The sequence below is a fragment of the Weissella sp. MSCH1 genome (assembly GCF_045799135.1).
Lineage (GTDB): Bacteria > Bacillota > Bacilli > Lactobacillales > Lactobacillaceae > Weissella.
On sequence record NZ_JBJMBA010000023.1, the window covers coordinates 17,812 to 31,770 of the forward strand.

The following is a 13,959-nucleotide window of genomic DNA, read 5'->3' on the forward strand; positions in this document are numbered from 1 at the left end:
GAAGAACGAGTTTCCTGGTCGTGTTTTAACCGGTGAAGCTCGTTCTTAGTACATATTTTTTAAAACGATTAAGCAAGTTGATTAGTTGTTAAGTAAAACGATCAGGGGAATGAATATGGCAAGCCAAACTGGCACAATCCAAGTAAAAGATGTTTCAAAAGTTTACCCAAATGGGACAGTGGGACTCGATCACATTAACTTAGATATTGCATCAGGTGAATTTGTGGTGATTGTTGGTCTATCGGGGGCTGGTAAAAGTACCTTGTTGCGGGCAATCAACCGCTTGCACGATGTCACAGCGGGTGAAATTTTATTGGATGGGGCAGATATTACCAAAGCTAAGGGTAGTCAATTGCGAGTGTTGCGACGGAATATTGCCATGATTTTCCAAAACTTTAATTTGGTAAAGCGCGCGTCAGTCGCCCGGAATGTTTTGGCCGGTCGTGTTGGGTATTATTCAACGTTTAAGAGTACATTTGGCCTGTTTTCAAAAGCTGATAAGGAGAAGGCTGCTGAAAATTTGAATAAGGTGAATATGCTCGACAAATACTATACACGTGCAGATGAATTGTCAGGTGGTCAACAACAACGTGTCGCGATTGCACGGGCGATGATGCAATCACCAACGGTTGTCTTGGCCGATGAACCCATTGCGTCATTGGATCCGAAGACGACCAAGATGGTGATGGATGATTTACAACATCTAAACCGGGATTTGGGGATGACGGTGGTGGTTAACTTGCACAGTGTGCCACTTGCAATGGCATATGCGACCCGGATTGTGGGGTTGCGTGCAGGGAAGTTGGTTTATGATAAGCCGATTGCTGAAGTTAATGAGCACGACTTTGACGGTATTTACGCTGAAGCTTGGGACAAGGAGTAGTCATGGAATCATTATTACCAGAGCGTCAGTTTAGTCAAAAATGGCACATTAAAGGCTTACTGACAGTTGTGCTTGTCATCTTGATCTTATTTGGGTCAGGACAAATGACGGGTGTCTCGACGGATTTTAGTTGGGATCAATTTTGGCAAATCTTGATTAAGATGACGCAACCAGATTGGTCATATGTATCAGCGATTGTGACGCCGATCTTAGAAACGATTCAAATGGCCTTGGTTGGGACATTGCTCGGGACCATTATTGCCGTACCATTTAGTTTGTTAGCAGCACGCAATATCATGAAAAACGCGGTGGCGCGTGGCATCATTCGTTTCTTTTTGAACCTGGTTCGTGCGTTACCTGATTTGCTCTTAGCGGCGTTGTTCGTGGCGATTGTTGGTATTGGACCGATGGCCGGAGTTGGGGCTTTGACAGTGTTCAGCTTTGGGATGATTTCAAAGTTGTTCTACGAAGCGATTGAAACGATTGATGATGGACCAATCGAAGCTTTGACGGCAGCTGGCGCAAACAGTATTCAAACGATTGTCTTTGCGGTTGTGCCGCAGGTGTTTAACCAATTTTTGAGTTACTTCCTTTATACGTTGGAAATCAACGTCCGTGCATCAACGGTCCTTGGTTATTTGGGTGCCGGTGGCGTTGGACTTTACTTGAGTCAAACGTTATCACTCTTCCGCTACGACCGCACAGCGATTGTTATTTTGGCAATTTTAGTCGTGGTTATTATTGTGGATGGTATTTCTAATCGACTACGGGAGGCGTTGGCATAATGCAATTAGTAAAACAAAGCCCATGGCAACGATTCCGTCCTTGGGTGATTACATCAGTCGTGGTCTTGATTTTTGCTTGGGCCTTCTCGGGCATTCCGTTAGCGTCAGTTAAGCCACAAGCGTTGATTATTACGAAGGCCATTTTTCATGGCTTATTCCATCCGGATTGGTCATACGTTTATACGGGAGATGGTGAAGACTTAGTAACCGCGTTGGTGGAAACGCTGGCCATTGCCTTCTTAGGAACGTTTATTTCGGCTATTTTATCAGTACCGTTTGCATTTCTAGCTGCGCGCACAAAGAAAGGCTTCTTCACGCCACGGTCAACATTGGGTAAGGTCATTTTAACGATTATTCGTGTTTTCCCGGAAATTGTGTTGGCCATTATGTTCATCAAGGCAGTTGGACCAGGGGCATATGCGGGTGTCTTGGCAGTATCGATTCACTCGATTGGTATGCTAGGGAAGCTATTCTCGGAGGCAGTTGAAAACATTGATCGTGGACCGAATGAAGCGATTGTCGCAGCCGGTGGTTCGGCGCTCGATGGGTTAACATTGGCAACATTGCCAGCAGTTATGCCAGAGTTTATGAACTACACGTTATACCGTTTCGAAATTGCGGTTCGTTCAGCAGCTATTTTAGGAATGGTTGGTGCCGGTGGAATCGGAGCGCCGTTGATTTTTGCGTTGCAAACGCGTCAATGGCCAAAGGTGGGTATCATTCTGCTTGGAATCATTATCATGGTCACGGTGATTGATTTCTTGTCAGGTCAACTCCGTAAAAAGTTGGTTTAACAGCTAAATTAGCATAGAATATAACATAGTAAAAATGAGTGAAAACAGGCTGCTGAATTTAATTTGGCAGCCTGTTGTACATAAAATAGACTGGGGATATAAGAGATGCGAGTATCAATCATTTCAACGTCTGATGTGCATGGTTATGTGCGCGCGGATGATTTTCGTCGACCATTATTAAATGACGGACTGGGCTTAACGCGTGCGGCGACTGTTATTGCAACGTTGCAAGAACGGGCGGCACATGGCGAAGCGGTTGTCACGATTGAAAATGGGGACTTTATTCAAGGGTCCCCACTGACGAATTACGTGGAAAAACAAGCGCCAGAGGATGCGGGGATTTATCAACAATTGGCCGACGCGGTCGGGTATGATGTCCGCGTCTTTGGGAATCACGAATTTAATTACGGTCGCGATTATTTGGAGCGCGTGATGGCGGATACGCCACAATTGTTAAATGCGAATGTTCTTGATGCAGAAACGCACCAACCGTTTATTGGTAAGCCGTACGCTGTTTTTGAACGGGCGGGCGTTAAAATTGGTGTGATTGGTTTGTTGACCAAATACGTAGCCAAGTGGGAACAAGCTGACAATATTCGAGGGCTATTATTTGCCGATCCGGTTGAAGTAGCCCAAAACTATATTGCTGAGTTACGCCCTCAAGTTGATGTGCTGGTAATTGCCTATCACGGTGGTTTTGCGGAAGATTTGCAAACTGGCGAGCCACTGGAACGCTTGACCTCTGAAAACCAAGGGTATCAATTATTGCATTTGCCAGGTGTTGATGCACTTGTCACAGGTCACCAACACCGAATGATTGCCGAAGTTGCGGATGGTGTACCGACGACACAACCGGGTTACCGGGCGGATAACGTTGGGCTAATCACCCTTGATTTAGACGAGCAACAGACGGTTGTCGGTCGGGAAGCCAGCCTTATCAAGACGGCGGAGGCCGCAGAACGGGCAGATATCGTGGCACTAATCGAACCACTGCAAAGCCAAACAAATCAATGGCTTGATACGGCAGTCGGTACGGTTGGTGACAATATGCAAATTACCAATCATTTTGCGGCGCGCCTTCACAGTCACCCGTTTATTGAATTGGTGAACCGTGTCCAAATGGACGCAACGCAGACCACTATCGCAAACACGGCGTTATTTAATGATGAAGTTCGTGGTTTGGCGAATGATGTCACGTTACGTGATATTATGACTAACTATATTTATCCTAATACATTAGTTGTGGAAGCGTTGACAGGGCAAGATATTAAGGATGCCTTGGAGGTGAACGGGCGTTACTTTACAGTGGCAGCTGATGGCGCGTTGACGGTTAATCCACTGTTTATTGAGCCGAAAGTTCAGCACTACAACTATGATATTTGGAGTGGCATTGATTATACGTTTGACTTTAGTCGACCAGCAGGCGATCGGGTTACGGCGGTGTCATATCAAGACCAACCATTAGAGATGACGGCGACCTATGAAGTGGCAATGAATAACTATCGTGCCGGTGGGGCTGGTAATTTCACGATGTTTAGTACGGATAAAATTGTACGTGAAGTGCAGTTGGAAACAGCTGAATTGATTGGTGACTATATTATGGCCCACCCTGAAATTCATATTGACCAACCAACCAACATCACGGCGGTTGGCTTTCAAAATTAGTTAAAAAGGAACTGTTGTGTGGCATACGCAACAGTTTTTTTAGTTAATTTTGGCACGTTAAACGTTTTACCGAATGGATTATCGAGGTTAACCGTTTTACAAAGGCCTTACTTTTGATACACTTAATTTGTTAAGTTATTTTACATAAGTAAGAACCCCTCAAGGAGAAGTAGCACATGCTATTGTTGATGAACATCCTCGGAATCTTTGTATTCCTAGGGGTGGCATATTTATTTTCACGTGATCGTAAGAACATCAAGTGGCGTTCGGTTGGTGTCATCTTGGTTATCCAATTAATTTTGGCTTGGTTCTTTACGAGTTTTTCAATTGGTCGAGATGCTGTGCTAGCCGCAGCGAATGGGTTTGAATGGCTAACCAGTGCGGCCTTTGATGGTATTGCTTTTGCGTTGCCTGATTGGGTAAAGCCTGCATCAGGGACAATGAACTTTGTGACGTCAGCCGTTTTGCCAATCTTGGTGATTATTCCAATGTTTGATATTTTGACATACATTGGTGTCTTGCCATGGTTGGTTAAGTGGGTTGGTCGTGGTTTGTCATTTTTGACAGGTCAACCTAAGTTTGAATCATTTTTCTCAGTTGAAATGATGTTCTTGGGAACGACTGAGGTATTGGCCGTTTCTAAGTTGCAACTACAACAAATGGACGCTAAGCGTAATTTGACGGTTGCTATGATGTCGATGAGTACTGTTACGGCTGCCATTGTTGGATCATACGTTGGGATGATGCCTGGTCAATTCGTGTTGACGGCGATTCCGTTGAACATCTTGAGTGCTATCATGATGACGACGATTTTGAATCCAACGCAAGTGGCGGAAGCTGATGATACAATCGCGGTCTTGGATCACAATGAAACAACCGAAGACGGTAAGATCAAGCGTCAACCATTCTTTGCGTTCTTGGGTGACTCTATCCAAGGGGCTGGCTTGGTTGCGGTTATTATCGTAGCCACGGTGATTGCCTTCGTTGGGTTGGCTTCTTTGATCGACAACTTGTTGTCATTGACGACATTGTCATGGCTATCATTGGAGAACATCTTCGGGGTCATTATGTTCCCATTTGCTTGGTTGCTCGGCTTTAATGTCGACGATGCCTTCCACATTGCCCAATACATGGGAACGAAGTTGGTGACGAATGAATTTGTGGTGATGGGAGAAGTGTCGAAGCAAGTTGCTCACCACTCAGGTATGTTTGCGTCAGCTCACGCGCGCGCTGTTTTGACGGTGTTCGTCACGAGTTTCGCCAACTTTGGAACGTTGGGGATGATTATCGGTTCATACAAGAGCCTGGTTAATCGTGAAAAGGCCGAATTGATTGCAGCTAACGTGCCATTGATTTTGGTATCAGGTATCCTGGTATCATTGATGTCAGCGGCGATGGTTGGATTGTTCAGCTGGTAAACAAATTTAAAGTGTAAAAAATGAGCGTCACTGCATTTGCGGTGACGCTCATTTTTGTTGGAGTATTGATGATCATCCATATTACCAATCAAAAAAACACCGCGCGATGCGGTGTTTTTTCGTTAAGCCTATTAAATATCGTCGTCAAAACGGTTTGGGGTGATGTCCTTACGACTATCATCCTTGAACTCGTATTCGTGGTGAGTTGGGGCATCGGGCATAACAACGGCCGCAATGATGTACAAAATACCCATTGGGAAAAAGCCGGTGAATACAACCAAGGCCGCAAAGATAATACGTACAAGCGTTGCATCAAAATTGAAATAGTCAGCGACACCCCCAAGGACACCGCTAAAGACTTTGTCGTTTGACTTCGTTAGTTTCTTACTTGCCATAATGAAAACCTTCTTTCTATATGAACCCAAAGTGAATTGTTAAAGGGGGTAGCAAAATGCTTTACACAACCCCCTGCGTTCCCTATACTTAGAGTATATTATATGAGTTATAGTATTGTAAAGGAAGATGAACCATGGCGATGCAATTATCTAGTGATCTGATGGATGGACTAGTCTTGTCGTTGCTGTCATCGGAAGATTTATATGGCTACGCGTTGACGAAACAAGTGCAGGAACGCTTTTCAGTTTCGGAGTCAACGATGTATCCAGTGTTACGACGCTTAAAAGCAAAAGGCTGGGTGACAACTTATGATGAACCTTTTGAAGGACGCAACCGACGCTACTACAAAATATCAGACGACGGCCGCGCTGAAATGACGCGTGTGCAAGAAGAATGGCGGGTATTTAGTCGTAATGTGAACGACTTAATGATGCCGGCAGAAGGGGAAAAGGTTGATGGAAAATAACATTTACTTCACGCAACTGAAGGGCCATTTGGTTGGTTTAACTGATGAAGAACGCGAAGATGTGTTGGATTTTTATCGTGAATATGCGTCAGACGCGGGCTTGACCGGCGAAACGTTGATTCGAGAATTTGGTACGCCTAAGCAATTGGCGCGTCGCGTATTAGTGGATTACTCAATTCGCTACGATGATGTGGCGGATCAGGATGCACTGGAAGAGAATGAAACACCTGTGCACCATTTCCGTGAACGAATTGGGCGACAATTTAACCTGTTGTGGGTTGTGTTGGTTGGTTTGGTAACCTCCGTTGTATGGATCCCAGCGATGATTCTGATTTTGTTGGGCTTGTTTATCGTTATTGTGATTGCTGTATTTTTGATTATGCTGCTATTGGTATTCCTAGCAACTGGTTTGTTCCAGGTTGTTGGGGCGGTCGCCATTATTGGGACAAGTTGGCAGACGGCTTTGTACCAAGGTGGTATTGGGTTGATTTTAATTGGTCTTCAATTTATTGCCTGGCCAATTGGATTCGCCATTGTCCGCGTAATCTTTGGTGGCCTGATGAACTTTGTTAAGTATGTTGGCCGTAAGTTCTCACGTAAGCAAGAAGGAGGCACGAAGCATGCCTAAGATGATGCGTTGGATACTGACGGGGTTAGTGATTGCGGCGGTCGGTGTCGTTTTGATGTTTGTTGGCTTGTCAAACGATGGTCAGAATAGCTTGAATTGGCGTGATGGTCATTTTGTGGTGCCACAAGTAAAAACTGTTAATCAACAAGTTTCGGCATTTAAGTCGGTCAATATTAACACTGAGGATATTGACGTGCGGTTAGTGACGAATAACGATGAGACGTATGCGGTGAAGTCGAGTGTGCGTGATGCAGCCCGATTGCATGTTTCGGTACGGCATAACACGCTTTATGTTAAGTACAATACGGAAAACGATAATGGTGTGGGAGTTGGCTTTGGTGAAAAGAGGCCGGAACACATTACTATCAGCGTACCGCAAAATAAGGCGTTTGATAAATTTAAGCAAACGTCAGTCGGATCGGACATTGTGTTAAAGGATTTGACGGCTAAGACGGTTAAAATTAGTGCCACTGCAGGTGACATTACGTTAAATAATTTGACTACCCCAGATATGACGGTCGCTAATCGTGATGGTAATGTGCACTTAACGGACGCCGTGCTTAAGCAATCAACGATTAGCATGAGCGATTCTGATTTGACGGTGCAAAACGGTGAATTGGGTAAGCTGTTGTTATCTGGTACTGATAGTGATGTACATTTGAATCATACGGCATTAAATGCAAGTGTGATGCAAGTGAACGATGGTGATGTGACGACGACTGCGAGTCGGTATACCGGGGTGAATACAATTACCTTACGTGATGGTGACTTTAAGGCTGCACAAGCCCAATTCAGTGGGTTGCAATTGCAAACAACTGATGGTGATGTGATGGTTAAGGGAACCAAGTATGCTGGTCAATTTAGCGAAAATGAAACGGCGCCAGATCGTTTGAGTATTATTGCGACAGATGGTGATATTCACGTCAATTAAGCCGGGGTAAAGAAGGCGTTGCGTGTATAGGCGCAACGCTTTTTTTCTGGTATTGTAATAGCGATAAGTTTAAAAATAAGGAGCAAAACATGCTTGATTTGTTGAAGTCCTTGGTGATTGGTATTGTGGAAGGATTAACTGAATTCTTGCCAGTATCATCGACCGGACACATTATTATTGCGGAGTCATTCATGAATATCCCGGGTGGGGCCGTATGGACAAAGAGTTTCACGGCGATGTTTGATTACGCGATTCAATTAGGGGCAATTTTTGCGGTTATTCAACTTTACTTCAAGAAGTTGAACCCTTTTTCACCATCAAAGTCTTCTTTGGAAAAGCGTCAAACATGGACGCTTTGGTTTAAGGTGATTGTCGGAGTCTTGCCGGCTGTAATTGCAGGATTGGCCTTGAACGATTACATGGATGCCCACTGGCTAAATGCTTGGGTTGTGGCAGCAATGTTGATTATTTATGGTGTGCTATTCATTGTCGTGGAGCGTTACTTGGCAAACAAGAATGCTATTTTGACGGATTTGAATGCCATGTCATACAAGATGGCATTGTTCATTGGGTTGTTCCAAGTGCTATCAATCGTACCGGGAACGTCACGTTCAGGATCAACTATTTTAGGAGCGCTAATTTTGGGGGCGTCACGTTTTGTCGCTGCTGAATTCTCATTCTTCATGAGTATCCCAGTTATGTTTGGGGTAACTATTTTGAAGGTGGGTAAGTACTTGTTAGGTGGTGGTGGCTTTACAGGTGCCCAAACTGGCGTTATGGTTGTTGGCTTTATCGTTTCGTGGATTGTGGCTTACTTTGCCATTAAGGTCATGATGAATTACATTAAAAACAATGACTTCAAGGTCTTTGGATACTACCGTATTGTTGTTGGTATCGTAGTCCTTGCCTTGGGTGCTGCGGGCATGTTGCACATGCACTAAAAGCACTATAAACCGTTAACAGGCTTGTTAGCGGTTTTATTTTAATCTATAATTAAGTTTAACTTAACCTTTTGGAGGGGGATTGATATGGCAGTGCGGTGTACATGGGTAGCGAATTACGGTGAAGATGATTTGATGACGGCATATCATGATCAAGAATGGGGGCGTCCGACCCATGGTGATCAGCAGTTATTTGAATTGTTGAGCCTGGAAACTTATCAGGCGGGGCTTAGTTGGCAGACTGTCTTGCGTAAGCGGGTGGCTTTTCGCATAGCGTTTGCACAATATGATATTGACCAGGTCGCGCAAATGACGGCGATAGACATCGACAGGCTTTTGCAAAATGCTGACATTATTCGACATCGGCAAAAATTAACTGCGACTATTGCGAATGCGCAGGGTATCCAACGTATTCAGCGTGATCATGGTTCGTTCGATGCCTGGTTATGGTCATTTGTGCGGCAAACACCGATTGATAATCGCGTGATTGATTATACGCAAATGCCTAGTTCAACTGACTTATCAACAAAGGTGTCTAAAGCCATGAAGGCATATGGGTTTAAATTCGTCGGCCCTGTCACGGTGTATTCGTTCATGCAAGCTGCTGGTTTGGTTAATGATCACGAGTTGACATGTGAGTGGCATGGTTAAGTATAAAAGGTCGCCAATCATCCGATTGGATTGGATGATTGGCGACCTTTTTTAAATGCATTTTTTGATTATCGAGCAAGCGAGTTTTGCTGACGACTTCTTAAGTGTTGCTTGATTTGTCGGACAACAACTTCGGCTAAAACAAACCCGACTGCTAGTGCAACGGCAATCGTAACCGTGGTGATGACACCGGCTTGTGCATTGGCGTAATGACCCAGTGAGAAATTCTTCATCGCGAGGTAGATAGTCCCGCCGGGTACCAGGGATACTAAACTGGGGATGTAAATCATGTTAACGGGCACCCGCTTGCGAATCGCAAACCAGTTACCGAGGAGACCGATGATGATGGCAGCGGTCATGTTCGCGAGAAAGACATTTGCGTGTAAGTGTTGGACGAAGATGTAACAAGTCCAAGCAGTGCCCCCTGTTAAACCAGCCGTTGGTAGGGCGCGACGGGGGATGTTTGTGATAATGCCAAAGCCAACCGTCGATGCGAAACTAATGATGAATTGGATTAAATATGTCATGAGGCGCCCTCCCTAAATCATGCTGAATAAGTGCAAGAGTGTGGTGGCTAAGACCACGCCCCCACCGATAGCGGCCGCGATTAAGAGCGCATCGAGGGCCCGGACCGTTCCTGATATCATATGACCGGCCATAATTTCGCGCATTGAATTCGTCAATGCGACGCCGGGCACTAAGGGCATAACGGCACTGACAATCATGTTTTCAGCATGGTGACCAACCCCGCTAGCGACTAGGACCCATGCCAATAATGCAATAACAAAGCCTCCGGCGACTTCTTTTGCGTAGGGGGTGGCTGTGGCTTTGCGACCAACGAGTTGCGCGGTTAAATAACCAGCGATGCCAATGAAAAAAGCCAAGCCTAAATCTGACCAATCGGCAATAAATACGAGCATGGGTGCGACGGACACGAGCCCGGCACCGAGAATTTTAGTTGGCCAGTTGAAATCAATCACGTGCTGATCGATGGCGGCGACACGCGTTACGATATCATCAAATGACACATGTCCCACTGAAAATTCACGAGAGAGTTGATTGATGTCATCAACTTTTTGTAGGTTGAATGCGCCAAGTTTTGTTTTGGTTAATTGTGTTTCAGGTTGGTTCGTTAATGATACGAAAACAGCCGTTAACGTGACGTAGCATGAAATCGCGACGCCGGCTGTACGACCGATGATTTCCACGGTTTCTTCGATACGTGGTGTTTCAGCACCACTTTCTAGTAAGATGCGCCCGATGCGGGCACACACGTCTAACACGGCGTGTTCATGCGATGTTGTCATAATGAAAATCCCCAATGCTTCCCCTTAGTATCCTTTGATTTTACCGGATAATTGGGCAAAACAAAACCGCCTGCGTTGGTTAGACGTAGGCGGTTTCGGAGTCAGTCCGAGGACGACTCTTTTTCCCAAAACACGTTGGTTAGGCGTGTTATAACAATGGTTGGTTAGACCATTACACTGGGTAATTCTTAAGGAGTAGGTTGTAGGTTGGTTAGACCTACAATTGCTGAGTTGGTTAAGCTCAGCGATATGAGTAAGTTGCTGTCTCTAATGTTAACAAGTTATCCTTATCAACGCTATTAATCATAACGTGACTAGCTTAATAAAACAATAAATATCACTCACTTTTTTCCGTTTTTTCGGATAATGGACTTACCGAATGTTTGAATAACGGCCAATTTATCATTTTGCGAGGGAAATAACTCCTCCAATGTTGCAGTGACGATGGTGCCAATTAGTGCGGCTAGTGCAATAAAGTTAATCCAAAGCAACAGGATAATGGCCGAACTCAAGGCTTGGTAGAATGTATAAGCTTGTGAAGCTAGGCTTACATACCACCCGAAAATTTTTGTTAACCAGATGACGAGGGCCACTTGGACGGTTGTCCCGACGAGGGCCCATTGTAGTCGGGGTTTTTTAACCGGCAAAACCCAGTTGAAAAGCGATGCGCCAATGAACAATCCGCCAATGACCACTGGTGATTTGGCGGATTCAATTTGTTGCACAAGATTCGCGCTGATGGGTAAAGCTTCAAGAATGTTAGAGCCAACTGAAGCAATAATCAGTAGAATGCCCATGATACCTAGCACAAGGATCATCCAAGCCATTGAAATGAAGCGATCAATAATGGCAATTGTTTTAGGCTGCACCCCGTAAATTCCGTTTTGCGCCGTGCGGATTGAAGCGACGACTCGTGATAATGACCATAGGGTGATGATGATTGAAGCTGATAGCACACCGACCCCTTTTTGACCGAGAATCGATTCGATGATGGGTCGGGCAAAGTCGTATACGGATGTCGGAACGGCCATTTGGACGTAGCTGAGGGCCGTTGAAATAGTTAAGCCAAAGTAGGGGAGGAGTGTCGCAATAATGATGATTGCTGGAAAAATCGATAGGAGACCGAAGTAGGCAATTGATGAACTTGCCGTCACGATATCAACACGCATTGAAACGTCGATGATAGTTTTAACGATGCGATTATTAAAAATCCGTTTGATGATTTCTGACATGGCGGCTCCTCCTTTTTGACACAATACACCTATTTTAGCAAATAAAAACCGAGTCGGTAACCAACCGACTCGGTTTAGGTGTTGCAATTAAAGCTTAGTGTGCGATTGGTGTGGTACCAGCGACGACACTATCGTCCTCAGCCACATTAGCGCGGTCACGCAAAGTAGCTTCAATTTCTTCAAGTGAGCGACCACGCGTTTCGAAGACGTAGCGCTTAACGAAGAATGATGCCAATGCACACATTACGGCGAAGACACCGAAGATAATTGGCATTGAGAAGTGTTGTAGCAACACTGGGAACATCAATGAAACAAGTAGGTTGGCCCCCCAGTTAACCAATGAAGAGAAACCAACTCCAACACCGCGAACAGCTAGTGGGAAGACCTCACCGATCATCGTCCACATGATTGGCCCCCAAGTAGCACAGAAGAAAATCAAGTAGAATGCCATCGCAACGATGGTGACGTATGACATAATGCCGGTTGCGGCGAAGTTTGTCAAAATGGCTAGGGCGACCAATGAAACGGCCATGCCGACACCACCGATTAACAACCATTCCTTACGACCGCGGGTTTCCATGACGCGAACAGCCCAAGCGGTGATAATCACGTTAACAGTTCCGAGCCCAACGGTTCCCATCAATGAGGCGCTATCGCCCATACCGATGGCTTTAAAAATTGTTGGGGCGTAATACAACACAGTATTGATTCCCATGAATTGTTGGAAGATAGCCAAGCCAACCCCGATAACCAAAGCGGGACGGACAAACTTTGAGAAGAGTTCCTTGAAGCCGCCAAGTTCAACTTCATCAGCGTCCTTCATTTCTTGTAACTCAGCTTGTGCTTCAGCGGGTTCGCGCAACATGTTCAAAACAGTCAAAGCCTCATCGAACTTCTTGATACGACCAAGATAACGAGGTGACTCTGGTAGGAAAATACCACCGATAAACAAGATGGCTGAAGGGATGGCAGCGAAACCAAGCATCCAACGCCATGAAACAGTGTGGGCCATACCTGAGAAGGCGTAGTTGATGATGTAGGCCATCAAGATACCTGACATAACCATTAATTGGTTCAGAGACGTTAGTGAGCCACGCATCTTAGCAGGGGCAACTTCAGCCAAGTACGTTGGGACCAGCGCTGATGCACCACCAACCGCGATTCCAAGAACAACACGGCTCAAAACCAAGGTGATAAATTCAGGTGAAAAAGCAGAACCAAGTGATCCGATAAGGAAAATCAAGGCAGCGAACATAACCATCTTTTTACGACCAAATTTATCAGATAGAGGGCCGATTGACATGGCTCCGATCATGGCGCCAAGTAGAACGGAAGAAACAACCACTCCTTCTTCAAGAGCGGTTAAATCAAGGGTCCGCTTAACGTACAGGATTGCTCCTGAGATAACACCGGTATCATAACCGAAAAGAAGTCCACCAAGGGCTCCAAAGAAATAAATCAAACGAGGTGAGATTTTACGCATAATTGCATACTCGCTTTCTATAAAATATTTGCATCTGTATCGTTATCGAATTCACAATTATTGAAAACGTTAACAACTCAATTAACATAGTTAACTATACACTTTATATACGTACTTGTTAATAGTGTTTGATAACATTTTCACAATAAAAGTGTGCGAATTACGCGCATGTTCAGACCGATATTGTGGAGCGATTTTGGTAAAGCGTCTGATGGTATCAAAGTTAATTTGGTTACGTAAAAAAGAGGCTGGGACAAAACTCAGCTGAACATTTTGAATAAAAGCAGGCGCAAACCCATGTATATCAAGGGTTTGCGCCTGCTTTTTGGTATAATAGTGGTAATAAAGGCAAAGAAAAAGACGTTGAGCGGCAACTCAA

At 45.0% G+C, this 13,959-nt stretch carries 15 protein-coding genes; 10 read left to right on the forward strand and 5 right to left on the reverse strand.

Features of this window, described 5'->3' with window-relative positions; all coding sequences use genetic code 11:
• Window positions 1-115 precede the first annotated feature (115 nt).
• The 5 genes from phnC to ACJ28U_RS01245 all read left to right on the forward strand — a co-directional run bounded on the left by phnC (window position 116) and on the right by ACJ28U_RS01245 (window position 5,545).
• Window positions 116-883, forward strand: coding sequence for a phosphonate ABC transporter ATP-binding protein (phnC, locus tag ACJ28U_RS01225; RefSeq protein WP_407618144.1), 768 nt, complete (start codon window positions 116-118; stop codon window positions 881-883).
• Window positions 884-885: 2 nt separating this feature from the next.
• Window positions 886-1,668 (forward strand): phosphonate ABC transporter, permease protein PhnE, encoded by a 783-nt coding sequence (gene phnE, locus ACJ28U_RS01230; protein ID WP_085639202.1) that lies wholly within the window; start codon window positions 886-888, stop codon window positions 1,666-1,668.
• Window positions 1,668-2,462, forward strand: coding sequence for a phosphonate ABC transporter, permease protein PhnE (phnE, locus tag ACJ28U_RS01235; RefSeq protein ID WP_407618145.1), 795 nt, complete (start codon window positions 1,668-1,670; stop codon window positions 2,460-2,462). Before phnE (ACJ28U_RS01230) ends, phnE (ACJ28U_RS01235) begins: the two co-directional genes overlap by 1 nt.
• A 105-nt stretch (window positions 2,463-2,567) precedes the next feature.
• Window positions 2,568-4,127, forward strand: coding sequence for a bifunctional metallophosphatase/5'-nucleotidase (locus ACJ28U_RS01240; RefSeq protein WP_407618146.1), 1,560 nt, complete (start codon window positions 2,568-2,570; stop codon window positions 4,125-4,127).
• A gap of 176 nt (window positions 4,128-4,303) precedes the next feature.
• Window positions 4,304-5,545, forward strand: a complete 1,242-nt coding sequence (locus ACJ28U_RS01245) for a NupC/NupG family nucleoside CNT transporter (RefSeq protein WP_407618147.1) — start codon at window positions 4,304-4,306, stop codon at window positions 5,543-5,545.
• A 131-nt stretch (window positions 5,546-5,676) separates the two neighbouring features.
• On the opposite strand, the gene ACJ28U_RS01250 is transcribed toward ACJ28U_RS01245, so the two are convergent.
• A complete protein-coding gene (locus ACJ28U_RS01250; protein ID WP_010373952.1) occupies window positions 5,677-5,940 on the reverse strand; it encodes a PspC domain-containing protein in 264 nt (87 codons plus the stop codon).
• A gap of 134 nt (window positions 5,941-6,074) precedes the next feature.
• Here ACJ28U_RS01250 and ACJ28U_RS01255 point away from each other — a divergent pair, with 134 nt between their 5' ends.
• From ACJ28U_RS01255 to ACJ28U_RS01275, 5 genes are all read left to right on the forward strand, one after another.
• Window positions 6,075-6,407, forward strand: a complete 333-nt coding sequence (locus ACJ28U_RS01255; protein WP_099087655.1) for a PadR family transcriptional regulator — start codon at window positions 6,075-6,077, stop codon at window positions 6,405-6,407.
• On the forward strand, window positions 6,397-7,035 hold the full coding sequence (locus tag ACJ28U_RS01260; protein ID WP_099087654.1) for a DUF1700 domain-containing protein: 639 nt from the start codon (window positions 6,397-6,399) through the stop codon (window positions 7,033-7,035). The genes ACJ28U_RS01255 and ACJ28U_RS01260 overlap by 11 nt, the downstream gene beginning before the upstream one ends.
• Complete coding sequence (locus tag ACJ28U_RS01265) at window positions 7,028-7,966, forward strand: DUF4097 family beta strand repeat-containing protein (protein ID WP_407618148.1); 939 nt, start codon at window positions 7,028-7,030, stop codon at window positions 7,964-7,966. Before ACJ28U_RS01260 ends, ACJ28U_RS01265 begins: the two co-directional genes overlap by 8 nt.
• An 89-nt stretch (window positions 7,967-8,055) precedes the next feature.
• Window positions 8,056-8,907, forward strand: a complete 852-nt coding sequence (locus tag ACJ28U_RS01270) for an undecaprenyl-diphosphate phosphatase (RefSeq protein ID WP_099087652.1) — start codon at window positions 8,056-8,058, stop codon at window positions 8,905-8,907.
• Between the two features lie 87 nt (window positions 8,908-8,994).
• Window positions 8,995-9,558, forward strand: coding sequence for a DNA-3-methyladenine glycosylase I (locus tag ACJ28U_RS01275; RefSeq protein WP_407618149.1), 564 nt, complete (start codon window positions 8,995-8,997; stop codon window positions 9,556-9,558).
• Between the two features lie 68 nt (window positions 9,559-9,626).
• On the opposite strand, the gene ACJ28U_RS01280 is transcribed toward ACJ28U_RS01275, so the two are convergent.
• The 4 genes from ACJ28U_RS01280 to ACJ28U_RS01295 all read right to left on the reverse strand — a co-directional run bounded on the left by ACJ28U_RS01280 (window position 9,627) and on the right by ACJ28U_RS01295 (window position 13,580).
• On the reverse strand, window positions 9,627-10,085 hold the full coding sequence (locus ACJ28U_RS01280) for a threonine/serine exporter family protein (protein WP_099087650.1): 459 nt from the start codon (window positions 10,083-10,085) through the stop codon (window positions 9,627-9,629).
• Between the two features lie 12 nt (window positions 10,086-10,097).
• Entirely contained in the window at window positions 10,098-10,865 is a 768-nt protein-coding gene (locus tag ACJ28U_RS01285; protein ID WP_407618150.1) for a threonine/serine exporter family protein, read from the reverse strand.
• Window positions 10,866-11,206: 341 nt separating this feature from the next.
• Complete coding sequence (locus ACJ28U_RS01290) at window positions 11,207-12,097, reverse strand: YihY/virulence factor BrkB family protein (RefSeq protein WP_099087648.1); 891 nt, start codon at window positions 12,095-12,097, stop codon at window positions 11,207-11,209.
• A 94-nt stretch (window positions 12,098-12,191) separates the two neighbouring features.
• Complete coding sequence (locus tag ACJ28U_RS01295; protein ID WP_099087647.1) at window positions 12,192-13,580, reverse strand: sugar porter family MFS transporter; 1,389 nt, start codon at window positions 13,578-13,580, stop codon at window positions 12,192-12,194.
• Between the last annotated feature and the right edge of the window lie 379 nt (window positions 13,581-13,959).